Origin of the sequence: Roseobacter cerasinus (assembly GCF_009811755.1) — a bacterium.
GTDB classification, from domain to species: Bacteria; Pseudomonadota; Alphaproteobacteria; order Rhodobacterales; family Rhodobacteraceae; genus Roseobacter; species Roseobacter cerasinus.
Map to the genome: position 1 here is coordinate 84321 of NZ_BLIV01000010.1, position 22256 is coordinate 106576.

Consider the following 22256-nt stretch of genomic DNA (forward strand, 5'->3'; position numbering starts at 1 on the left):
GGCTCACAGCCCCACCTCCGCGAGGATGAAATCCGCAATGGCGCGCGTGTCATTCAGGTCAAAGACAGGCCTATCACAGGTCACCGGGCTATCGCTGGCCACCGCCCGCACAGTTGGGTCCTCCGGTGCAATCAGCGGATTGCCGGTGACAGCGCGATGCGCCTCGACCTTGGGGTGCGTGTCACGTTTATAGCCCTCAACCAGCACAAGATCGACCGGCGCCAGTTTGGCCAGCAGCGCCTGTAGCGTTGGTTCATCTTCACCGCGCAGCTCATGCATCAAGGCAAAGCGCTTGCGCGACGACAGCAAGACCTCAGTGGCACCCGCCTGCCGGTGGCGGTAGCTGTCCTTGCCCGGCTGGTCCACGTCAAAGACGTGATGCGCGTGCTTCACGGTCGAGACGGATATGCCGCGGCCTGTGATCTCAGTCACAAGCCGTTCCATCAATCCGGTCTTGCCCGCGTTCTTCCACCCGACGATACCGTAAAGCCTCATATCAGCGCCTCGGCGCGGGCCAGATCATCCGGGGTGTTCACGTTGAAAAACGGATCGAACCGGGTCACGGGGAACGACGCCATGCGCCCCTCATGCCGGTCGGTCCACATCACCACTTTTCGCAGGCCATCACTCAGCGCCGCGCGCAGATCGTCCCGCAAAGCCACAGGCCAAAGGCCAAAGGTCGGGTGGCGCACCAAGCCCCGCTCCGCGTCCGGGGTTGCGGCCAGCACCAGCGGATGTGTCATGCCCTCGCCCGCCATCAGCAGCTGCGGCACCAGATCACCGGGAAAGAACGGCGTGTCTGCTGCAGCGGTCACAATCGTCTCCGCACCCTGGTCGGCGGCCCAGTCCAGCCCGGCCAAAACACCCGCAAGCGGCCCCACAAAGCCATTGATGCTGTCAGACAGGACCGGCAAACCATAGGCGTCAAACCGCGCCGCATCGCCATTGGCGTTCAGCGCAAGCCCCGCCACCTGCGGCTCCAGCCGGTCGATAACATGCCTCAGCAGGGTTTGCCCGCCGAGGCGGAGCAACCCCTTGTCGCCGCCGCCCATACGTCTGGCCTGCCCTCCGGCCAGAATCACTCCAAGCGGTTGCTTCATTCGGCGGCCTTCCGCCCTGCGCGCCGCGGCTCAGCGGCGACGGTTGCCGGATCGATGTCGCGGATCAGCCGTGCCTCGCCCGAAAGGCAAATGAACCGCTGGCCTTTCATCCGGCCAATCAGCGTCAGCCCGACCTGCTGTGCAATCTCCACCCCCCAGGCCGTGAAGCCGGAGCGCGAGGCCAGCGCCGGAATGCCCATCATCGCGGTCTTGATCACCATCTCGGAGGTCAGCCGCCCGGTTGTGTAGAGGATCTTGTCGTCTGCGCTCACGCCTTCGGCCAGCATCCATCCCGCGATCTTGTCAACGGCGTTGTGCCGCCCGACGTCTTCCATATAGACCAAAGGTCGATCCTGCTGGCAGAGCACCGTACCATGGATCGCCCCGGCCTCCAGATAGAGCGAGGGCGTGCGGTTGATCCTGGCACTCAGCGCATAAAGCCAGGAGGTGCGCACATTGATATCCGGCAGGCTGACGCCCTCCAGCCCCGCCATCATGTCGCCGAACACGGTGCCAACAGCGCAACCGCTGGTCCGCGTCTTCTTGCGCATCTTTTCCTCATAGTTGGTCTGCCGCGCCGTGCGCACCACAACGGTGTCGAGCTCCTCGTCGAAATCAACGCCGGTGATCTCATCCTCGGCGCGCAGCATCCCTTGATTGCACAGGAACCCAAGCGCCAGATAGTCAGGATAGTCGCCGATGGTCATCGCGGTCACAATCTCCTGCCCATTGAGGAAAATCGTCAGGGGGCGCTCTTCCACCACCCGGGTCTCAACCGCACGCCCCTGGTGATCAAAACCCGTCACGCCACGCGTCAGGCGCGCGGCTCCCGGGTCGGGCGCAATCAGATAATCGCTGCTGTCCTGCACTCTGGCCAATTGCATCCTCCGCGGGGCTGGGCTACGGCTTGCATGACACATTAGAAGCATATCATGCCCTCCACCACAGCGAAAAAACACAGCACATCCCGTGCCTATTGGACCGGCTTTGCCGATGGCACGCCGTTTCTGCTGGTGGTCGCCCCCTTTGCCATGCTCTTTGGCGTTCTGGCGACCGAAGCAGGCCTGAACGTGCTGGAGACGCTGTCCTTTTCCGCCGTCGTCTTTGCGGGGGCCGCGCAGTTCACCGCGCTTCAGCTCATGCAGGAAAACGCGCCGACCGCCATCGTGCTGGCCTCGGCGCTGGCGGTCAATCTGCGCGTTGCGATGTACTCCGCCTCACTCACCCCGTGGATCGGCGCGGCCCCCCTGTGGCAACGCGCCTTGGCTGCGTATTTCACGGTGGATCAGTCCTATGCCTGCTCCATCGTGCAGTTCGAGAAAGAGCCGCAGATGACCGTGCCACAGCGGATGGCCTATTTCTCGGGCGTGCTCAGTCCCATCGTGCCACTTTGGTACATCTGCACGGTGCTGGGCGCTCTTGTGGGCACGCAGATTCCAGACAACTGGGCGCTTGATTTTGCATTGCCGATCACCTTTCTGGCGCTCGTCGCACCCATGCTACGCACGGCGGCCCATGTGATCGCAGCGCTCGTGGCCATTGTCGTCAGCCTTTTGTCGGCAGGGGTGCCGTATTCGCTTGGCCTGATCATCGCCGGCACCATCGGCATGATGGCCGGCGCTCAGGCTGAAGTCTGGCTGGAGCGCAAGAGGAGCGGCCCATGATCGATCAGACAACCCTCTGGACAGTCATTGTCGGGCTGGGGATCGGCAGCTACGCGCTGCGTTTTGCGTTCCTTGGCATTGTCGGCGACAGGCCGATGCCCGCCTGGCTGCTGCGGCACCTGCGATATACCGCAGTGGCCATCCTCCCCGCACTTGTGGCGCCACAGGTGGTCTGGCCCGCAGCCACGGGTGGTGATCCGGATATGCCAAGGATGGCCGCTGCCGCTGTCACGCTTGTGGTGGGCCTGCTGACAAAGAACGTTCTGGCCGCCATCCTGTCCGGGGCCGGGACACTCTTTGGGCTGCTGTGGGTCATGGGCTGACAGGCCGCAGGCAAAGATATCTATGATACGGCCCGAAAACCTCTCCGGCTGGTCCGCCCGGCGGCCACGCCGGGCCGCGCCCGTCCCCCTTCGATAGGGGGTAAGAGCGCTCCTCTGCCCGAGGTCATACCAGTTCAACCCTCAGCAGGTTCAATCCCGTCCAGTACGTCACCCGCATCATTCTCATAATACCGATCCGTGACAACGTCAGACCGCCCGGCAATTTGCTCCATCAGCTTGATGGGATAAAACGTCACACGAACCCCGTCGAACCCCGGCACCTGACGCAGGATAGAGGAGGTCGAGTTGGTGCAAAACGCACTGCCAACGCTGCCGTTCTGCATCACCAGTTGCAAGGCCCGCTCCGCCTGCTCCGGCGTCACCACAATCTCCTGGCTCACAACATGGTGCGAATTGCGGGCATGTGCGCTTTTGTAGGCCTGCACCCAGGCCGGTGACATGCCATAGAGCACGTCCCCCCGCTCAGCGACCAACTCATGCTGGAAAGACCCCGCCGGGTCAAAGATCACCTGTTGCGACCCGCTGACCATCAGCGCCGTATGCCCGCCCGCGCCGGTTGTGTTGTTCACCATGGTGAAAAGCGTCAGCTTCGGCGGCCCCTCCGGCACATAAGCGCGTGCCGCCGCCTCCTGTGCCGTCACTTCGAAAGGGGAAGGTGCCGCGCAGGCAGACAGAGCCGCCAGCACAGCCAGCATCGCAAAAATCCGCATCTGCGCTGCCCCCGCTTGTCTTCAGGTGATGAAGATCGCCATCAGGACAATGATCGCCAGGATCACGATCACCGAGCGCGTGGTGAAGCGCATGAAGCCATCAAACGTCTTCTCCTGCACGTCGATGTCCATCTCACCGTGTTTGTGTTCTGCCATTGCCGCAGCCCTTCTGTTCGTCTTTGACGCCAGCCCTACTGGATTCGAGACGTGATGTCACCTCTCCCTTAGCTCCAATGCGACGAAATGCTCAGGCCTCAGGCGCGATGTCCTGCGCCAGGCGGAACCCGATGCGCCGGGCCTTGGGCGTCTCTTCCGGTTTCGGCAGCGCCCGCAGCATCACGTTCAACTGACTGACATGTTGGATCAACTGCGTGCGCCCACCGGTGCCATCCGAGCCATAGAAGGTCACGATATCTGGGTCGAAATACCCCATGCCTTCGATCCGCAGCACACCCGTCCCGCCGTTGGTGAACCCCATGGCGACCTCTTCGGTGCTGTCCAACTGCTCTTCGAAATTCTTGAGATACAGGATAATGCGCTCATAGGCCCATTGCGCGGGCGACTTCTGCGCCACCCCCTTTTTTGCCACCTGCGGCGGGATATCTTCGGTCTTTGGCGCAGGGCTGTCGGGATCGCAATGCACCTCGTGCCGTCTCGGCAGAGCTGCAGCTTCTGCCGCCTCGGCAGAGGTTTCGATCTGCTCCCCCATAGCCTACTCCTTGCGCTGGTACACCCAGGCATCATCTTCTCGACGGGTCCGCGTGGCAAGCCCGCTCTGATAGAGATGGCTGAGATGTGCCACCGACTCCACCAGCGCGAGGCCGTACTCCGCCGGACCAATATTGCGCTTGAAGAGCGGCGCAAAGCACTCCCCTGCCGCCTTGGGCGTGTCGATGAATTCCAAAAGCCGCTTCAACGCCCCGTGGTGATTGTCGATCAGCTGCCGCATGCGCATGGGCAAGCCGGCGAAGGGCAGCTTATGGCCGCCCAGAACAAGATGCTCAGGCCGGGCCAGCCCCGCCAGCCGTTCGCAGGCCTCCAGCCAGTCGGCTATCGGGTCCGCCATGGGTTCGGTTGGATAGACGCCGATGTTCGGGCTGATCGAGGGCAAGATCTGATCACCCGCCAGTACCAATCCGTCATCCCGGCTCCAGAAGGTCGCATGTTCCGGCGCATGGCCATTGCCGATATGCACGTTCCATGTGCGCCCACCCATGGTCAGGCTGTCGCCTTGGCAAAGGCGTGTGTAGCCCAGCGGCAGGGGTGCCACCACATCCGCAAAGTTGAACGGCCGTTCGCCCTCGCGCTGTGCGTAGATCTCCGGTGCCATCCCGGCGCTGCGGTAGAAGGCCATGGCCTCGGGCGCGGGCACGGGCTGTTCGTCCAGCGTGAGCATCCGCGCCATCAGCCAGGCGGTGCGCGTCGTCAGCAGCTCCGCCCCATGTTCCACCTGCAACCACCCAGCCAACCCGATATGATCAGGATGGTGATGCGTGACCACAACGCGGGAGATTGGCTTCCCAACCAGCGGTCCCGCCATCAGCCGCGCCCAAAGCGCCTTTCCGCGTTTCGAGGCAAAGCCTGTGTCCACAATCGTCCAACTGTCGCCGTCATCCAACGCGTAGACATTCACATGGTCGAGTTTCATCGGCAGCGGCAGGCGCATCCATAAGACACCCTCGGCCACTTCAATGGCCTCCCCCTCAGCAGGCGGCGCCTCCCAGGGGTAGCGCAGACCTTCGGGGGGCTGATCTTTCATCAGGCGGCCAGATCGTCTGGGCTCAGCCCGTAAAGATCATCGGCCCCCGCCTGCGCATGGGCCAGAAGGCCCACATGTTCCGGCATCAGCCGCTTGATGTAGAACCGCGCCAGCGCCTCACGCGGCCCGCCCAGATCAGCCAGCGCCGCGCGCAGGTGCATGTAGCCACCAAGAACCCGCGCAAAGGCACGCAGGTACGGCACGGCCCCGGCAAAACGCTCGCTCATATCGGTCTGCGCCACCAGCCACTCCGTTGTCTCGCGCAGGCTCTCGGAGGCCTGCCAAACCGGCTCCGCCAGATCGGGCAGAACGCTGCGAGCCTCTTCGGCGCAGGTTTCAATCTCATCCAGCAATCGCGCCGCGGTCTCGCCCCCATCCATCATCTTGCGCGCCACAAGGTCCATGGCTTGGATGCCGTTGGTCCCTTCGTAGATGGCCGTCACCCTCACGTCGCGGCTGTACTGCGCGGCACCAGTCTCCTCGATAAAGCCCATACCACCGTGCACCTGCACCCCGGTTTCCGCAACGGCGATTCCTGTGTCGGTGCCAAAGGCCTTGGCGATGGGAGTGAGGAACGCGGCACGCGCCTCCCATTCAGGGCCCGCACCCGCATGGGCCATGTCGATGGCCTTTGCACAGCTGAGCGCAATGGCGCGGGCGGCGAAGATGTCGGCTTTCATGGTTATCAGCATACGCCGCACATCCGCATGATCAAGGATGGTGCCTGTACCGCCCTCAACCGCAGTGCGGCCCTGTTTGCGCTCTTGCGCATAGGTCAGCGCGTGCTGGTAAGCGCCTTCGGCCACGCCAATGCCCTGCCCACCCACACCAAGCCGGGCGTTGTTCATCATCGTGAACATCGCCGCCATGCCGCCCTGCTCCGGTCCGACAAGCCAGCCGGTGGCGCTGTCATACTGCATGACAGCAGTGGGGGAGCCATGCAGGCCGATCTTGTGCTCAAGGCTCACCGCAGTCACGCCGTTGCGCGGGCCGAGGCTGCCATCCTCGTTCGGGATGAATTTCGGCACGAGGAAAAGGCTGATCCCCTTGGTGCCCGCAGGCGCGTCCGGCAGCCGGGCGAGCACCAGATGGCAGATGTTCTCCGCCACGTCATGATCCCCCCAGCTGATGTAGATCTTCTGGCCGCTGATTGCATAGGTCCCGTCGCCATTCGGCACCGCACGGGTGGTGAGCGCACCTACGTCCGAACCCGCCTGCGGCTCGGTCAGGTTCATGGTGCCGGTCCACTCGCCTGCGATCAGCTTCGGCAGGTAGAGGTCCTTGATGGCATCGCTTGCATGCGCCTCCAGCGCCTCGATCTGCCCCTGACTCATCAGGGGGGCCAGTTGCAGCGAAAGGCAGGCCCCGCTCATCATCTCATTCACGGCGGAGGTCAGCGTCATCGGCAGCCCCATGCCCCCATGCGCCGGATCCGCCGCCATGCCAACCCAGCCACCCTCCGCAATCGCGCACCACCCCTCGGCAAAGCCCGGCGAGGTGCGCACAACGCCATTCTCCAGCCGGGCTGGATGCAGATCACCCGGGCGCTGCAGGGGTGCCAGCACCTCGTCACAGAGCTTGGCCGCTTCGGTCAGAATGGCTTGCGCCACGTCCGAACTCGCCTCACCAAAACGGTCCGTGGCTTGCACCTCGTCGAAGTCCACCACGTGCTCAAACAAAAAGGCATATTCGTCTGCGGGGGCCTGATAGGGCATATCGGTCTCTCCAATCCCAGGGCGCACCGTGTCGGTCTCTTGGCAAGGCGCGCGCGACCCGATAAAGGGTTTCGAACGCAAACATGAGCCGCAACGCCGTCCCCGGCAACCGGAACGCGGCGTCACGGAGCATCATGGCATCCGCCTGTCCCCTCACCTTGCTACCCACTGCCGATGGCATCAGTCAGGCCGCCAGCCTGCTGGCCGATGGCGCGCTGGTAGCCTTCCCGACCGAGACAGTCTACGGCCTGGGGGCCGATGCGCGCAACGGCGAGGCGGTGGCCGCGATTTACGCCGCCAAGGGGCGCCCCAGTTTCAACCCGCTGATCGTGCATCTGCCCTCGGTCGATGCGGCCAAAGCCTATGTCCAGTGGTCCGATACGGCGGACCGGTTGGCGCAGGCGTTCTGGCCCGGCCCGCTGACCCTGGTCTTGCCGCTGGTTGCCGGTCACGGGCTGTCCGGGCTGGTGACAGCCGGGCTGCCCACAGTCGCTTTGCGTGTGCCTGCGAAGACCTCGGCACAACAGCTGCTTCGCCGTTTCGGTGGTCCGGTCGCGGCGCCATCAGCCAATCCGTCGGGGCGCATCAGCCCCACAACTGCGGGCCATGTGATCGCCGGATTGGGCGGCAAGGTTACAGCGGTGCTGGACGATGGGCCCTGCGCCGTTGGTCTGGAAAGCACCATCATCGATGTCGAGGACGCCCCCACGCTGCTCCGCGCGGGCGGGTTGCCGCTTGAGGCCATCGAGGCTGCTTTGGGCGCGCCGCTGGCCCAGTCGACAACGCCGGTGGCCGTGACCGCGCCCGGACAGTTGGCATCGCATTACGCGCCGCGCGCGCCCCTGCGCACTCATGTGACGGAGGCTTCAGAAGGTGAGCTTCTGCTCGGATTTGGAGCAATGGACGCGGATTTGAACCTGTCTCAACGCGGAGATCTGCACGAGGCGGCGGCCAATCTCTTTGACATGCTGCACCAATTGGATGCGCAAGGCCGCCCCATCGCGGTGGCTCCCATCCCTGATCATGGCCTGGGCCGCGCAATCAACGACCGGCTCGCCCGCGCGGCGGCGCCCCGAGACTGAGGCGTCTCGGGGCGCCGCCGCGGCCGCTCCGCTCAGAGGGTCCGTCCGGCGGAGAGGCGGTTTGGATCAGGCGCGACCGGCGGCGGACGACAGCCCGAGAGGGTCAATGCCCTGCCTGAGCAGGGTCTCAGACCATTTGCTGTCGGCATCCACGCCAAAGACGAGGTCCAATGACGCATCCGCCGTCAACCAGCCGTTGCGCGCTATCTCACCTTCCAGCTGGCCAGGGCCCCATCCGGCATACCCCAGCATCATCAGCGCCTGAGCTGGCCCCTGATCGCGTGCGATCTCTTCGAGAATGTCCAAGGTGGCGGTCATCCCGAACCCGCCCGGGACTGCAAGGGTCTGCAGGCTGGATTGATAGTCATCCGAATGCAGGACAAAGCCCCGTCCCGTCTCGACCGGCCCACCGAAATGCACCGGCATCTTCGCAGCCGTTTCAGACGGGGCGATCTCCAACTGGTCAAGCACGTCGTTCATGCCAACATCCCCGCTGGGCTTGTTGATGATCAGCCCCATCGCACCCTTTTCGGAATAGGCACACAGCAGGATCACCGCGCGCTCAAAGCGCGGATCCCCCATCGACGGCATCGCCACCAAAAGCATGCCGGTCAGATCAAGCGTGTCGGTGTTTCGAACGTCGTCGTTCATGGGTCAACCATGGCCTGCACGCCCAGAGGGTGCAAGGGTGGAACCGGCAGCAGCGGCGAAACAACGCTAACCGGATCGTGACTTGGCATTTCAGTATCACTGGCTCATATCGGTGTCATGATACGCTCAGCTATTACCCTTGCACTCACTGGTCTGATGGCCGGTCCCGCGCTGGCACAGGATGCCTTTGACATGCCTGTCACAGCGGAGCTTCTGCCCGGATGGATCCGGCAGGACGGCACGCGCATGGCGGCGGTGCAACTCGATCTCGACCCCGGCTGGAAAACCTACTGGCGCGCACCGGGCGATGCCGGCATTCCGCCAAGTTTCGACTGGTCCCGCTCGCGCAATCTGCAAAGCGTGGCGATCTCCTGGCCGCGACCAATTGTGTTTGAAGAAAACGGCATGCGCTCCATCGGCTATGCGGACAGTCTGACGATCCCGGTGGCGCTGACGCCAGAGGCCGCAGGAGAGCCGCTGCGGGTGCGACTGACCATGGATATCGGCATTTGCGCCGATATCTGCATCCCGCATCGACTGGAATTCGATGAGCTTGTCGACGGTCAGGACACGCGGCCCACCCCGGCCATCGCCGCCGCGCTGGCGCAGGGCCCCTACTCCGCTCAGGAAGCCGGGGTCAGGTCTGCGAAATGCACTGTCGAGCCGACGGCGGATGGGTTGCGGATCGAGGCGCGCATCAGCATGCCCCACGCAGGCGGCACCGAAGTTGTGGTGATCGAACCCGGGCTTGCGGATGTCTGGGTCAGCGAAGCGGACACGCGGCGCAGCGGCGGCGAGGTGATCGCCGTCTCAGAGATGATCCACACCACCGGCGGGCCGCTCGCGCTCGACAGATCGCAGATCCGCATGACGGTGCTGGGCAGCAACCACGCGGTTGATGTGCGGGGATGCACGCCAGGTTAGAGCCCTGGCTTGGGAAATGCATTGAAGGGTCAGGCGTTCGTTTGGGCATCCGAAGCATCTGACGAAATAGCTGAAACATCGCGCATCGCTGAACGCATTGAAATGCCTCATTCCAGGCGGCGTTGGTGATGCAGGTCTTCGCTTGATGCGTCAGAGCTAGGCTCTGCGCCGTTCCACCAGCAGAGCGGTGGCCGCGATGCAATACGCCATCACCACAAGACCTGCTGAGCCCGCTACAAACGTAAAGAGGGCCGCCGCCATAACAGGCCATGTGGCGATCCACGGCAGTGTAGCACTCAGGGCGGGCAGGATCTCAGACTGCACCATCGCCCAGCCCAAAGTCGCGGCACACCAGCCGATGATTGCCACCCAGAGCAGACCGAACCCCAGCCGCACCGCACGAACGGGCGCAACAACGCCGCGCCGCATGGCTCTGACCTGTCGGGCAAAGTCATGCTGGATCGCCATCAGGGCCGGGACGAGGAGCAGCACGATCACCATGCCAAACCCCAGACCATAAACCAGCGTGATGATCGTTGGTTTGAGGAACTCCGCCTGTCGGCTTTGCTCCTGCAACATGGGCAGCATGCCAAACACCGTTGTCAGCGTCGTCAACATCACGGGGCGCAGCCGATCTGATGCGCCTTCGATGATCGACGGGATCAAGCCACGGTCCCGCGCGTAGTCGTCAATGGTGGTGATCAGAACGATAGAGTCGTTGATGATGATTCCGATCATGCCCAGGAGTCCCACAACGGTGAAGATATTCAGCGGGATCTCCCACGCCATGTGGCCGTAGATCACGCCGACAAGACCAAAAGGCGCCACCGACATCACAAGCAACGGTCGCGTCCAACTGCCAAAGACCCAGGCCAGCACCAGATAAATCCCCAACAGGCAGAGTATTAACCCGTTCAGCGTCTCCTGCAGGAAGCGGTCTTCCTCCTCCGACAGCCCCGACAGTTCCCAGTTCACCTGATACTTGGCGGCAATCTGCGGCAGAATATCGTCCGTAAGCGCGGTTTCGATTTCGACGGCGCGCTGAGGGTCGTCTTCGGTGATGTCGCCAGTAACCGAAATGACCCGGATTCCGTTCACCCTGTTGATCGTGCGAAACCCGATGCGGCTTGTGACCGTGACAATGTCGGAGAGCGGTACGTAAACACCGTCGGCTGCGCGCAGATGCGTCCGGTCCAGGAAATCCGCCGTCAGCTCGCCTTCGGGAAGCTGCACCATGATTGTCGCGCTGCGCGGTCCGTCAGGGAAAGTCGCGGCCTCGATCCCCCCGAGGCGATCGCGCAGAACCCGGCCCAGGCCGTCGATGGTGAACCCCAGGGCCTGTCCTCTGGCCGTGAGATCAAGCACAAGCTCTTCCTTGTCGTAGGCCAGATCATCCTGCACGGCGAGCACCTCGGGATAACGCAGCAGCGCCTCCTGCAACTCAAGACTGGCAGCTTTGAGGGCTTCTGAACCGCGCCCCGAAAACTCCACACTCAGAGAATCGCCCCCCTGCCCGGTGCGGCGCCCGCGAAAGGACAAGACCTCCGTCAGCGGATGTTCCGTCACCTTTTCCCGCAGGTCACGGGCAAAGGCAGAGCTGGAATAAGGGCGCGCATCCGCATCTATCAGTGAGATCGAGATCGAGCCCAACAGATCCGCGCTTTTGCCGTCGACCCCGGCGAGCCCCCGACCTATGTTTCCCCCTATTCGCGTGAAGGAATAGGTGACGGGGTTCACGCCATGCTCGGCCTCATATTCCGCCGCCAGCTCATCTGTTGCGCGTTGGAGCTCCAGCACCATCGCTCGCGTGTCCTCGCGGGAGGCGCCTTCGACCATCGCAAAATTGCCGGTAATGGAACTGCGTTCCGGCGCATTCCAAAACCGCCACTGCGCCTCGCCTGTTATGAAATGTGACACCTGAATGGCCAGCACCAGGATCAGGCCGGAGATCACCACATATCTTGCCGCAATCACCCCGGCCATCATGGGTTTGAACAGGGTCTCGCGCACCCAGACAAACCCGCGATTGACCTGACGACTGGGCCAGTCGTACCACCTGTCCTTCGCCTGCGCGGCCAAAGCGTGCGCCATGTGGTTGGGCAGAACCAGAAAGCATTCCACCAATGAGGCGAGCAAGACTGCAATCACCGTATAGGGGATATCCTTCACCACAGTGCCAAACCAACCGCCCACCACCAACAGCCCCATGAAGGCAATGACGGTGGTGATCGTGGCCGCAAAGACCGGCATGGCCATACGGCCAGCCGCACGTTCCGCCGCCACGAAGGGAGGCTCGCCCAGATGCCGCACCCGATGGTCCGCATGTTCCGCCACCACAATTGCATCATCGACGACAATGCCCAGGGTGATGATCAGCCCAAACAAGGAGATCATGTTGAGCGTCAGCCCGGCGGCATACATCAGACCAATGGCCGCCATCATCGCGGCCGGAATGCCCGCCGCCACCCAAAACGCGGTGCGGGCGTTCAGGAACAAAAAGAGCAGACACAGGACCAGCCCCAGTCCGGCCAAACCGTTGTTGATCAACGTATTGAGCCGCGATGTGATCGCTTCGGCGCGCGTCCAGATCAGGTCTATCGACATACCTGGCTGTAGGGTCGCGCGCATTTCAGCGGCGGTTTCCTCGACGATCCGCTGCACTTCTATGGAATCGCCGCCGTCTGCCCGGTCAACACGGACGGTAATCGCCGGGTTGCCAGCAACGAAATAGCTTCTGTTGCGGTCCCGCCTGTCCTGAACCACCGAAGCCACATCGCCGATGCGCAACTTGGATCCGTCAGGATTGGAGCGCAGTACAATCTGGGCGATCTCGTCCGGGCCGCGTTTCTTGGTACCAGTACTGACCCTTGCATTCGCACCGGTCACACTGCCGGCCGGGGCATTGTCGACCTCCGCTGCAATCGCCGCCGAAATCTCGGCCATCGTCACATCATGCGCGATCAGCTGCGCCGAGGGGACCTCGACCGTGATCTGCGGGGCGGCGAACCCAAGCAGCGTCGTGCGGGTCACACCCTTGGCAAAGAGTCGTTGAACCAGCTCATCCCCATAAAGGACCAATTGTTCGGGGGATACTGGCCCGGCGATCACCACGTTGGTTACCTGATCCCGACGTACCGAGCGGCGAACCCGTGGATCCTCAGCGCCCTCAGGCAGATCGGTGATGGCATCCACGGCGTCTTGCACCTCATCCGCGGCGCGGCTCATGTCCCAGTTCGGCTCGAACTCCAGCGTTATGACGCTCCGCCCTGGGCGAGCCTGGCTGGTGCTTCGGGTCACGCCCTCAACCCGCATCAACTCCGGCTCCATCAGTTGGACAATCGCGCTGTCCACATCGTCTGAACTGGCCCGCTTCCAGGCGGTGGTGACAGTGATCCGATCAAAGGTAGCGTCTGGAAAGAACTGCGCGCGCATGTTCGGCATGGCAAAAAGCCCGGCCATGATCATGGCGATAAAGACCAGATTGGCCAATGTGCGATGCCGCGTGAAGTAGGACAGCACACCGCCCGCCTTTGGAGGGATAGCGCGCGCCACCGCTACCCGCCCATGCGGCTTTCGATGCGCGCAACCATCTGTGCAGGCACCTCAGGCTCCGCCAACTGAGCCAACACGCGCGCCTTGGCCGCTTGCGGCATGCCGCTGCTGCCTTGCACAAAGGCCACAAGACGCGCGCGCCGCTCAGCGCTCAGCTCCAGCAGTTGGGGAGCGGGCTCCGCAAGCCCCGCGTTCTGGCGCAGCGGGCGCACCGACGCGCCCGGCCCCAAAAGCGGCGTGCGGGTTGTTACCACATCGCGCCCCTCAAGATCGGCCCCCCGCACCAGCACCGTATCGCCCTGCCTGCGCAGCAATGTGACTGGTAACACCTCCAGTCGTTCCTCTGCCCCCAGGACCAGCACATTGCCGTCTGCGCCAAGCGCGGATGCAGGCAGGCTGATCACATTTTCCAGCGGTGTCTCCTCGATTTGGACGGTCACGAAATCTCCCGGCCGGAACCCCGGCGCATGGGTCAGCCGCGCAAAGATGCGCCGCCCTGTCTGCCCATCACCGGCCCCTGCACTGACCCGCGACAGCACCCCGGTGGCCTGCACATCAACCCCCGTGACATCAAGGGCCGCGGACACGCGCGCATCAATCAGCCCGCCATGCGGCGCCAGCAGTCGCACATATTGCGCGGTCGAGACCTGAAACGACACCTCCAGATCAGTCGGGTCAATCAGATCCGCCAGCCGCTCGCCAGTGGCCACGAGGCGACCTGCGACCACGGTTGTATCGCTCAATGTGCCGGAAAACGGCGCCTTGATGGCCGTGTCCGCAAGATTGCGCTCTGCCTCTGCCAGGGCGATGAGCGCGCGCGAGATGCGCGTGGACGCCTGATCAATGCGGGCTTCGGCGCGCGCCACATCCTGACGTCGCGCCAACAGGGTGGAACGTGCCGCTGCCGCGTTCAGCTCTGCGGTTTCAATAGCGGCCGCCGTGCCGACGCCCCGATTGGCCAAGTCGACCTGGCGTGTATAGGCCTGTTGCCGCAAGGCCACCTGATCTTCTGCGGCCTCCTGTTCCGCGCGCCCCAGATCCAAGGCCCGCCCGGCATCGCGCGCCTCTGCCCGCGCATCGGCAAGGTCGGCAGACAGCCGATCGACCGCCGCCTGCATCTCTGCCGGATCGATCCGCACCAGGATGTCGCCAGACTGAACTCGCCCTGCGTCCTCGAAGTTCTCGTGCAACTCAATCACACGCCCCGCCACGGCTGCGCGCAGCTCCAAAGTACGGCGGGATGTGATCTCTCCAAAGCTTTCCAGTACGGGGATAATCGTACGACTTTCCGCGCGCTGCAGATTGACCGCAAAAACGCGTTCGCGCGCGGGCGACACCTCCGGCTCCTCCGTCAGGCGCTGGTAGATCGCGCCTTGAACCACAAACACAGCATAGACGAACAGCCCCAGGCTGATCGCTGCGAGGAATACTCCAATCAGACTCTGGCGCAAAAACCGCATTTGGCCGTGTTCCTAATACCTTACCCCTGAACCGCTTATACCCCAAGATAGCGCCGAAATACACCGATCCACAGCATTGTGACGCAGTTGCGGGCTATTTCCGTCGGTGATGCTCATCAAGGCGCGGAAAAATCTCCACAAAGTTGCAGGGGCGGTGCCGATAATCCAGCTGTTTGGCGAGAATTTCGTCCCACGCATCCTTGCAAGCTCCCGGGCTGCCGGGCAGCGCAAAGAGATAGGTGCCCTTGGCCACACCGCCTGTAGCCCGGCTTTGCACAGCACTCGTCCCGATCTTGTTCATCGAGACCATGGTGAAGACCGTGCCGAAGGCGTCTATCTCCTTTTCATAGATGTCCCGATGCGCCTCAACGGTGACATCACGCCCGGTCAGCCCTGTGCCACCAGTGGAGATCACCACGTCGATGCCGCTGTCCTCACACCAGGCGCGCAGAAGTGCTGCGATCTCAGCCCGTTCGTCGGGCAGAATGCGGCGATCCGCCAACTCATGCCCGGCTTGCGTCAGGCGTTCCACCAGAACCTCGCCGGAGCGATCTTCTGCCAGCGAGCGTGTGTCAGAGACAGTCAGCACGGCGATCCTCACCGGAATGAAATCGAGGCTGTCGTCGATACGGCTCATGTCATGTTCTTTCCAAAAGGGCGAGGCGCCCGGCCAGCGCTGTAAAAATCCCGGCGGTGAGCCAATCCAGCACCCTGCTGCCCCGTGCCAGCCGACGCCCCAGAGCGCCTGCAAAGGTGCCGACGCATCCGTTGATCACAAACCCGCCGACACCGATCACCGCACCAAAGATGAGGAATTGCAGCAGCACAGGGCCTGCCTGCGGGTCTACGAACTGCGGCACAAAGGCCAGCACAAAGAGGATCACCTTGGGGTTGGTCAAATTGACCAGCAGCCCCGCGCGGAAGGCGTCGGCCCGGATCTGCCCTGCGGGGGCGGCGGTCTCCCCGGTGTTGCGCAACGCCTGCCACGCGAGCCACAACAGATAGGCCACACCGATCCAGCGGATGACATCGAAGGCCAGCGGCGCCGAAGCCACAATCGCGCTGAGCCCCAGGCCCGCCAGTAAAACATGGATCATGCCGCCGGTAGAGATGCCCGCGCTGGCGCGCCAGGCGGCCCCCGGCCCCTGCCGGATCCCGAGCCCAAGGCAAAACATCATATCCGCCCCCGGTGTCAGGTTGAGGGCAAGCGCGGCTGGGATGAAGGCCAAAAGGACAATCGGATCAACCATCGTTCAACCACGCTTTCAAGCTCAGAAGATCAGCCCAGGCCTCCCGCTTTGCCGCCGGTTGGCGCAGCAGATAGGCGGGGTGAAACATCGGCAGGGCGGGCAGGCCCAGACACTCCGTCCAGGTGCCGCGCAGCCGGGTGATGCCACGCTTGCCCAACAACGCCTGCGCGCTGATATTGCCCATGATCACAAGGACATCGGGATTGGCCAGCGTGATATGCCGCTCCAGAAACGGGCGCATCATGGCAATCTCTTCGGGCTTGGGGTCGCGGTTTTGCGGCGGGCGCCAGGGCAGAACATTGGTAATGTAGACGGGCGCTGCCTCATCCGTGCGGCCCATGTCGATGGCGGCAAGCATCCGGTCGAGCAACTGCCCCGCCCGGCCCACAAAGGGGCGCCCCTCCCGGTCCTCATCGCGGCCCGGTGCTTCGCCCACGATCATGACTCGGGCGCCTGCGATCCCGTCCGAGAACACCAGATTGCGCGCGCCGCGCTTCAAATCGCAGTGCTCGAACCCGGCAAGCGCGCCTTGTAACGCCGCAAGATCCGGCGCCGCCTCGGCCATCTGGCGGGCCTGCGCCACCGGATCAGCCATCGTCGCCGGAGTGGCGGTGGCGGGCGCGGCTGCAGATTTGGACGGCTTCAGCGTGCCCGGTAAAGCATAGCGATCGACCGGCGCGTCACAGATCGCCTCGGTCGCGCCCAGCTCGATCTGCCAGTCCAAAAGCGCCAGTGCATTGTGAAACTCGGATGATTCCATGCCCCGAGACTAGCGCCTGTGCCAGGCGAACTGAACCACGATAAGCGCCGCTTGCCCGTGCGCGGCACGCTCCCTATAAGGTGAGAAATCACGCAAGGCCGCCGCTCATGAGTTTTCCGCATCGTCATCTGCTCGGGATCGAGACCCTGCGCCCGGAGGAGATCACGACTCTGCTGGATCTGGCGGACCGCTACGCAGCCTTGAACCGCCAGCCGGACAAACACGCAGACGCGCTCACCGGCCTGACCCAGATCAACATGTTTTTCGAGAATTCCACCCGCACGCAGGCGAGTTTCGAGATTGCGGGCAAGCGCCTGGGCGCGGATGTGATGAACATGGCCATGCAGGCCAGCTCACTAAAAAAAGGGGAGACGCTGATCGACACGGCGTTGACGCTGAACGCCATGCACCCCGATTTGCTGATTGTGCGCCACCCGCACTCCGGTGCCGTGGATCTGCTGGCGCAGAAGGTGAATTGCGCGGTGCTGAACGCGGGTGACGGGCGGCACGAGCATCCGACGCAGGCCCTGCTTGATGCGTTGACAATCCGGCGCGCCAAGGGGCGGCTGCACCGGCTGTCGATTGCGATCTGCGGCGATATCGCGCACAGCCGGGTGGCGCGGTCAAACATCATGCTGCTGGGCAAGATGGAGAACCGCATCCGCCTCATCGGCCCGCCCACGCTGCTGCCCTCCGGCATCGCAGAGTTTGGTGTCGAGGTCTTCGATAATATGGCCGAGGGCCTTCGGGACGTGGATGTGGTGATGATGCTGCGCTTGCAGAAGGAGCGCATGGACGGCGGGTTTATCCCCAGCGAACGAGAGTACTACCACCGGTTTGGCCTTGATGCCGAGAAGTTATCCCACGCCAAGCCGGATGCCATTGTCATGCACCCCGGCCCCATGAACCGCGGAGTGGAGATTGACGGCACACTGGCCGATGACATCAACCGCAGCGTCATTCAGGACCAAGTGGAGATGGGGGTCGCCGTGCGCATGGCCGCGATGGACCTGCTGGCGCAGAACCTCAAGCTGACGCGGGCGGAACCGGCATGAGCGCCCCCATCCGCATCCCCCAAGGCGAGCGCGGCAAGATCCGCGTTTTCGCAATCAATCAGCCGCCCGAGGAGATCGCGACGGCCCTCAAAAAGCAGCCCAAAGCCGATCTGGCCCGAGAATTGCTGAACGCACCACATCTGAGCACCACAAGCGCAGAAATCTTCCCGATGTCCGATTTGGCCGGTGTCGGGCTGGCTGGCTACCTCAGTGAAGGCTATGCGGTCGAAGATGACGCCCTGGCGCCCGACCGCGCGAAGCTCGACGCGCTCGACGGTTACGTCATGTTGCTGTTCTCCGACAGCTTTGGCGGCGCGGCGGCTGAGTTGGAACCCGGCCCCACTCTCACCATCATCGGAACTTATGCCGAGCTCAGACCTTCCGGGACCACGGGCGCCATCGACACCGACAGCGCCAGACCCTATTCCGGCGCGTCAGGCGTGACGCCGCCTGCCCCGGCGCGGCGATCTGCGGGCAGTTCGGTGATGGTACTGGCGGCAGCAGGTCTTCTGGGGTTGGGCCTGTGGTGGTTCTTTTCATAACGGCGGAGACACAGTCAGCATGAACGCACCAAAAGATCCCAAAATGTCAGGCCGCATCGCGATGATCGCGCTACTCGTGGCCTTTGGCGTTGTCGGGCTGATGATCTGGGTGGGCGGATGACCAAACTGACCTTTCTCAACGCGCGTCTCGTCGATCCGGAGACCGATGAGATCGTGATCGGCGGGCTGGTGGTCGAAGACGGACGCATCACCCGGCGCCTGCCCAAGGACGCGCCGCGGCTGACCTCGGGGCGGGTGATCGACTGTGGCCTGAAATATCTTGCTCCGGGGCTTGTCGATCTGGGCGTGAAGGTCTGTGAACCGGGGGACCGGCATAAGGAAAGCTATCGTTCCGCCGGGCTGGCCGCAGCCGCAGGCGGCGTAACCACCATGATCACCCGGCCTGACACCGCCCCCGCGCTCGACAGCCCCGAAGCGCTGGAGTTTGTCGCCCGCCGCGCAGGCGAAGCGGCCCCGGTGAACGTGCTGCCCATGGCGGCCCTAACCAAAGGCCGCGCGGGCCGGGAGATGACCGAGATCGGCTTTCTGATGGACGCAGGTGCCGTGGCCTTCACCGACTGCGACCGGGTAGTCACGGACACCAAGGTGTTCTCCCGTGCGCTGACCTATGCGCGCAGCCTCGGCGCGCTGGTCGTGGCCCACCCGCAAGACCCCGGCTTGAGCAAGGGCGCGGCGGCAACCTCGGGAAAATTCGCCAGCCTGCGCGGCCTGCCAGCTGTGTCCCCCATGGCAGAGCGCATGGGTCTGGATCGTGACATCGCCCTGGTGGAGATGACGGGCGCGCGCTATCACGCCGATCAGATCACCTGCGCCCGTGCCCTGCCTGCGCTGGCGCGCGCCAAGGCAAACGGGCTCGACATCACAGCGGGCACATCTATCCATCATTTGACGTTGAATGCGCTCGACGTGGCGGACTATCGCACCTTCTTTAAGCTGAAGCCTCCTTTGCGGGATGAACAGGATAGGCTCGCTGTGGCGGAGGCCGTGAAGACCGGGTTGATCGATGTGATATCGTCCATGCACACGCCGCAGGATGAAGAGAGCAAGCGCTTGCCCTTTGAGGAGGCCGCCTCTGGCGCTGTTGCGCTGGAAACATTGCTGCCTGCGGCCATGCGGCTTTACCATGCCGATCTGATCCCGCTGCCTACGCTGTGGCGCGCGATGTCGCTGAACCCCGCCCGACGACTTGGGCTGGACTGCGGCACGCTGCAGGTCGGTGCGCCAGCCGATCTGGTGTTGTTCGACCCCGACGCACCCTTCCTGATGGATCGCGCGACCCTGCGCTCCAAATCGCGCAACACGCCTTTTGACGGGGCGCGGATGCAGGGCAAGGTGATTTCGACCTTCGTGGGCGGCACCTGCGTGTACGAGAGGGCCTGATGCCGATAGTTGACCACGCGCCCATGATCCTGGCCCTTTGGGCTGTCTTTGGCTATCTGCTGGGATCCATACCCTTTGGTATGGTTCTGGCACACATCATGAGTCTTGGGAACTTGCGCGAGATCGGCTCCGGCAACATCGGCGCAACCAATGTGCTGCGCACGGGAAGCAAAGCGGCGGCGGCCCTGACGCTGCTGCTGGATGGCGGCAAGGGGGCGGTTGCCGTCCTGCTGGCTCGGGGCTTCGGCGGAGAGGATACCGCACAGATCGCAGGGCTAATGGCCATGCTCGGGCACTGCTACCCTGTCTGGCTGCGGTTCCGGGGGGGCAAGGGAGTCGCCACGTTTCTGGGGATTGTGCTGTCGCTCAGCTGGCCAGTCGGTGTGGGCTGCTGCCTGGCCTGGCTGGCGGGGGCGCTGACCTCTCGCATCTCATCGATGGGCGCGCTTTTCGCCGCCGCTGCCAGCACACCGCTGATGATCTCCACCGGGCGCGCACAGGGGCTGATTCTCGGCATTATCCTGACGCTGCTGATCTTCTGGCGGCACCGCGCCAACATTGCCCGCCTGCGCGCGGGAACCGAGCCGAAAATTGGCGGGAAATCCTGACCACCTACCGCTTGCACAGGCCTTGGCGCGCCTTGCAGCCCTTCCGGCGGGCAGCACCAATGGAATCGCCGAAAACCGCCGCTACATGGTCACCAAGACCCTGTTCAGCGGTGGGCGATCCGTGAAACTCGTCGCCAAAGAGCTGGGTGGATCCGACTACATCAGCCTGAACGTCTATCACCTGAGCAGCGGGCCGCGCCTCATTCCGTGCGAGATGAGCCGCGTCAAGGTCGTCCACTTTCTGCTGGTCCTGCGCATCACAGATCAGGACGCGGCATAACTGCCGTCCGGCCCGTGCACTTCATCGCCCTGCAGAGCCGGGGAGAACACACAAATAAAGTGCAGTGGCTCCGGGCCGAGCGCCTCGACCTGGTGACGTTCATGCTCGTTTGGCGCATAGAGCACGCCCGGCCCGATCTCATGGACCAGACCTGTGTCCAGTTCTGTCACCCGCCCGGTGCCACCGATGCAATAGCAGGCCTCGACGTGGTTCTTGTACTGCAAGCTCAACACCTCGCCCGGCATCACCTTGGTGTCCGTCATCGAAAACCCCATCCCGTCGCTTTTCACCAAAAGGCGCAGGCTGCTCCAGCCGGGTCCAGAGGCATCGCGCGCGGTGCCTTCGAGGTCTGATTTCCGTGTCACGATCATGCTCTGCTCCTTTTGATCCGATACCGGGATTGACTGTTGCACGGCTGCGCGGACCGTGCCACTTCTGACCGTATGAGCAAACTCTTAACAAGTCCCGACGGGACCCCCGCCAGCCGTCTCGCCTTTGGCACCATGCAGTTTGGAGGCCGCGCCGACGCAGGCGCCTCTCGCGCCATGTTCGACGCCTGCATCGCTGCGGGCATCACCCATTTCGACACCGCGCATGTTTACAATGACGGGGCCTCAGAAGAGTTGCTTGGCGGAATGCTGGGCGACCAACGCGATCGTCTGATCATTGCGACCAAGGCCGCCTATACGGGCGGCGGGTCAAAGAAGAACATTCACGACAGCTTTGCCATCTCGCGCCAGCGGCTCAATATGGACATGGTCGATATCCTCTATATGCATCGGTTCGATCCGAATACCGACCTGCATGAAAGCATGGAGGCGATGGCCGAACTGAAAAGCCAGGGCCTTATTCGCTATGTGGGCGTATCGAACTTCGCCGCGTGGCAGGTGGTCAAGGCCATCAACATCGCCGCGAAATTCGATATCGCCATCAATATCTTGCAGCCCATGTACAACCTTGTAAAACGCCAGGCCGAGGTGGAAATCCTGCCCATGTGCGCCGATCAAGGCGTGGCCTGCGCGCCCTACTCGCCTCTGGGCGGAGGGCTGCTGACCGGTAAATACGCCAGCGGCGGCGGGGGCCGCCTGACCGAAGATGACCGCTATGCGGCGCGTTACGGTCTTGACTGGATGCATCAGGCGGCTGTGGGACTGAGTGAGGTTGCCGCTGACGTGGGCGTCGACCCGGCGACCCTGGCCGTCGCCTGGGCGGCGGCACATCCCATGGGCCCGACCCCGATCATCTCGGCCCGCTCCGCCGAACAACTTGCGCCATCGTTGGATGCGCTGTCTTACGAGATGAACCCGGAGCTTTATGCGCGGCTGGCAGCCTTGAGCCCGACCCCACCACCCGCAACAGATCGCATCGAAGAACAGGTCTGATCGCCCCCCCCACACGC

Annotated in this window: 25 protein-coding genes; 10 read left to right on the forward strand and 15 right to left on the reverse strand. The window is 63.4% G+C overall.

Features of this window, described 5'->3' with window-relative positions; all coding sequences use genetic code 11:
* Positions 1–3 precede the first annotated feature (3 nt).
* Genes mobB through fdhD form a run of 3 tightly spaced genes read right to left on the reverse strand, consistent with a single transcriptional unit; the run spans position 4 to position 1984 of the window.
* Positions 4–495 (reverse strand): molybdopterin-guanine dinucleotide biosynthesis protein B, encoded by a 492-nt coding sequence (gene mobB, locus So717_RS20000; protein ID WP_159980636.1) that lies wholly within the window; start codon positions 493–495, stop codon positions 4–6.
* Positions 492–1100 (reverse strand): molybdenum cofactor guanylyltransferase MobA, encoded by a 609-nt coding sequence (mobA, locus tag So717_RS20005; RefSeq protein WP_159980637.1) that lies wholly within the window; start codon positions 1098–1100, stop codon positions 492–494. The genes mobB and mobA overlap by 4 nt, the downstream gene beginning before the upstream one ends.
* Entirely contained in the window at positions 1097–1984 is an 888-nt protein-coding gene (gene fdhD, locus So717_RS20010; protein WP_159980639.1) for a formate dehydrogenase accessory sulfurtransferase FdhD, read from the reverse strand. The genes mobA and fdhD overlap by 4 nt, the downstream gene beginning before the upstream one ends.
* 48 nt (positions 1985–2032) lie before the next feature.
* On the opposite strand from fdhD, the gene So717_RS20015 reads away from it, so the two are divergent.
* Complete coding sequence (locus tag So717_RS20015; protein WP_159980641.1) at positions 2033–2764, forward strand: AzlC family ABC transporter permease; 732 nt, start codon at positions 2033–2035, stop codon at positions 2762–2764.
* Positions 2761–3087, forward strand: coding sequence for an AzlD domain-containing protein (locus So717_RS20020; RefSeq protein WP_159980643.1), 327 nt, complete (start codon positions 2761–2763; stop codon positions 3085–3087). Before So717_RS20015 ends, So717_RS20020 begins: the two co-directional genes overlap by 4 nt.
* A 134-nt stretch (positions 3088–3221) precedes the next feature.
* Here So717_RS20020 and So717_RS20025 read toward each other — a convergent pair whose 3' ends face one another.
* From So717_RS20025 to So717_RS20045, 5 genes are all read right to left on the reverse strand, one after another.
* A complete protein-coding gene (locus So717_RS20025) occupies positions 3222–3818 on the reverse strand; it encodes a hypothetical protein (protein WP_159980645.1) in 597 nt (198 codons plus the stop codon).
* 21 nt (positions 3819–3839) lie between these two features.
* The gene (locus tag So717_RS20030; protein ID WP_159980647.1) at positions 3840–3974 is read right to left on the reverse strand and encodes an aa3-type cytochrome c oxidase subunit IV; all 135 of its coding nucleotides are present in this window, start codon (positions 3972–3974) and stop codon (positions 3840–3842) included.
* A 91-nt stretch (positions 3975–4065) separates the two neighbouring features.
* Entirely contained in the window at positions 4066–4527 is a 462-nt protein-coding gene (locus tag So717_RS20035) for a DUF6173 family protein (RefSeq protein ID WP_159980649.1), read from the reverse strand.
* A 3-nt stretch (positions 4528–4530) separates the two neighbouring features.
* The gene (locus So717_RS20040) at positions 4531–5577 is read right to left on the reverse strand and encodes an MBL fold metallo-hydrolase (RefSeq protein ID WP_159980651.1); all 1047 of its coding nucleotides are present in this window, start codon (positions 5575–5577) and stop codon (positions 4531–4533) included.
* On the reverse strand, positions 5577–7292 hold the full coding sequence (locus tag So717_RS20045) for an acyl-CoA dehydrogenase family protein (protein WP_159980653.1): 1716 nt from the start codon (positions 7290–7292) through the stop codon (positions 5577–5579). The genes So717_RS20040 and So717_RS20045 overlap by 1 nt, the downstream gene beginning before the upstream one ends.
* Positions 7293–7426: 134 nt before the next feature.
* Between So717_RS20045 and So717_RS20050 the strand changes: the two genes are divergently transcribed.
* Positions 7427–8374 carry an L-threonylcarbamoyladenylate synthase gene (locus So717_RS20050; RefSeq protein WP_159980741.1) on the forward strand — a complete coding sequence of 316 codons (948 nt, stop codon included), beginning with the start codon at positions 7427–7429 and terminating at the stop codon, positions 8372–8374.
* Between the two features lie 66 nt (positions 8375–8440).
* On the opposite strand, the gene So717_RS20055 is transcribed toward So717_RS20050, so the two are convergent.
* Positions 8441–9025, reverse strand: coding sequence for a YqgE/AlgH family protein (locus So717_RS20055; RefSeq protein ID WP_159980655.1), 585 nt, complete (start codon positions 9023–9025; stop codon positions 8441–8443).
* A 156-nt stretch (positions 9026–9181) separates the two neighbouring features.
* Here So717_RS20055 and So717_RS20060 point away from each other — a divergent pair, with 156 nt between their 5' ends.
* Positions 9182–9949 carry a protein-disulfide reductase DsbD domain-containing protein gene (locus tag So717_RS20060; RefSeq protein ID WP_238841121.1) on the forward strand — a complete coding sequence of 256 codons (768 nt, stop codon included), beginning with the start codon at positions 9182–9184 and terminating at the stop codon, positions 9947–9949.
* A 156-nt stretch (positions 9950–10105) separates the two neighbouring features.
* Here So717_RS20060 and So717_RS20065 read toward each other — a convergent pair whose 3' ends face one another.
* The 5 genes from So717_RS20065 to So717_RS20085 all read right to left on the reverse strand — a co-directional run bounded on the left by So717_RS20065 (position 10106) and on the right by So717_RS20085 (position 16971).
* Positions 10106–13501: an efflux RND transporter permease subunit gene (locus So717_RS20065; RefSeq protein ID WP_159980659.1), complete on the reverse strand. Its 3396-nt coding sequence runs from the start codon at positions 13499–13501 to the stop codon at positions 10106–10108.
* Between the two features lie 2 nt (positions 13502–13503).
* Complete coding sequence (locus So717_RS20070; RefSeq protein WP_159980661.1) at positions 13504–14961, reverse strand: efflux RND transporter periplasmic adaptor subunit; 1458 nt, start codon at positions 14959–14961, stop codon at positions 13504–13506.
* A gap of 94 nt (positions 14962–15055) precedes the next feature.
* Entirely contained in the window at positions 15056–15598 is a 543-nt protein-coding gene (gene moaB / locus So717_RS20075; protein ID WP_159980663.1) for a molybdenum cofactor biosynthesis protein B, read from the reverse strand.
* 1 nt (position 15599) lies between these two features.
* Positions 15600–16211, reverse strand: coding sequence for a LysE family translocator (locus So717_RS20080; protein ID WP_159980665.1), 612 nt, complete (start codon positions 16209–16211; stop codon positions 15600–15602).
* Entirely contained in the window at positions 16204–16971 is a 768-nt protein-coding gene (locus So717_RS20085; RefSeq protein ID WP_159980667.1) for a uracil-DNA glycosylase, read from the reverse strand. Before So717_RS20085 ends, So717_RS20080 begins: the two co-directional genes overlap by 8 nt.
* Positions 16972–17078: 107 nt before the next feature.
* On the opposite strand from So717_RS20085, the gene So717_RS20090 reads away from it, so the two are divergent.
* The 5 genes from So717_RS20090 (at position 17079) to So717_RS20110 (ending at position 20857) form a co-directional block, all read left to right on the forward strand.
* Positions 17079–18026: an aspartate carbamoyltransferase catalytic subunit gene (locus tag So717_RS20090; RefSeq protein WP_159980669.1), complete on the forward strand. Its 948-nt coding sequence runs from the start codon at positions 17079–17081 to the stop codon at positions 18024–18026.
* Positions 18023–18568 carry a hypothetical protein gene (locus tag So717_RS20095; RefSeq protein WP_159980671.1) on the forward strand — a complete coding sequence of 182 codons (546 nt, stop codon included), beginning with the start codon at positions 18023–18025 and terminating at the stop codon, positions 18566–18568. Before So717_RS20090 ends, So717_RS20095 begins: the two co-directional genes overlap by 4 nt.
* A 117-nt stretch (positions 18569–18685) precedes the next feature.
* A complete protein-coding gene (gene pyrC / locus So717_RS20100) occupies positions 18686–19969 on the forward strand; it encodes a dihydroorotase (RefSeq protein WP_159980672.1) in 1284 nt (427 codons plus the stop codon).
* Entirely contained in the window at positions 19969–20577 is a 609-nt protein-coding gene (plsY, locus tag So717_RS20105; RefSeq protein WP_159980673.1) for a glycerol-3-phosphate 1-O-acyltransferase PlsY, read from the forward strand. The genes pyrC and plsY overlap by 1 nt, the downstream gene beginning before the upstream one ends.
* A gap of 22 nt (positions 20578–20599) precedes the next feature.
* On the forward strand, positions 20600–20857 hold the full coding sequence (locus So717_RS20110) for a hypothetical protein (protein WP_159980674.1): 258 nt from the start codon (positions 20600–20602) through the stop codon (positions 20855–20857).
* On the opposite strand, the gene So717_RS20115 is transcribed toward So717_RS20110, so the two are convergent.
* Complete coding sequence (locus So717_RS20115) at positions 20842–21228, reverse strand: ectoine synthase (RefSeq protein ID WP_159980675.1); 387 nt, start codon at positions 21226–21228, stop codon at positions 20842–20844. The two genes, So717_RS20110 and So717_RS20115, sit on opposite strands and share 16 nt — an antisense overlap.
* 72 nt (positions 21229–21300) lie before the next feature.
* Between So717_RS20115 and So717_RS20120 the strand changes: the two genes are divergently transcribed.
* Positions 21301–22239 carry an aldo/keto reductase gene (locus So717_RS20120; RefSeq protein WP_159980676.1) on the forward strand — a complete coding sequence of 313 codons (939 nt, stop codon included), beginning with the start codon at positions 21301–21303 and terminating at the stop codon, positions 22237–22239.
* Positions 22240–22256 lie beyond the last annotated feature (17 nt).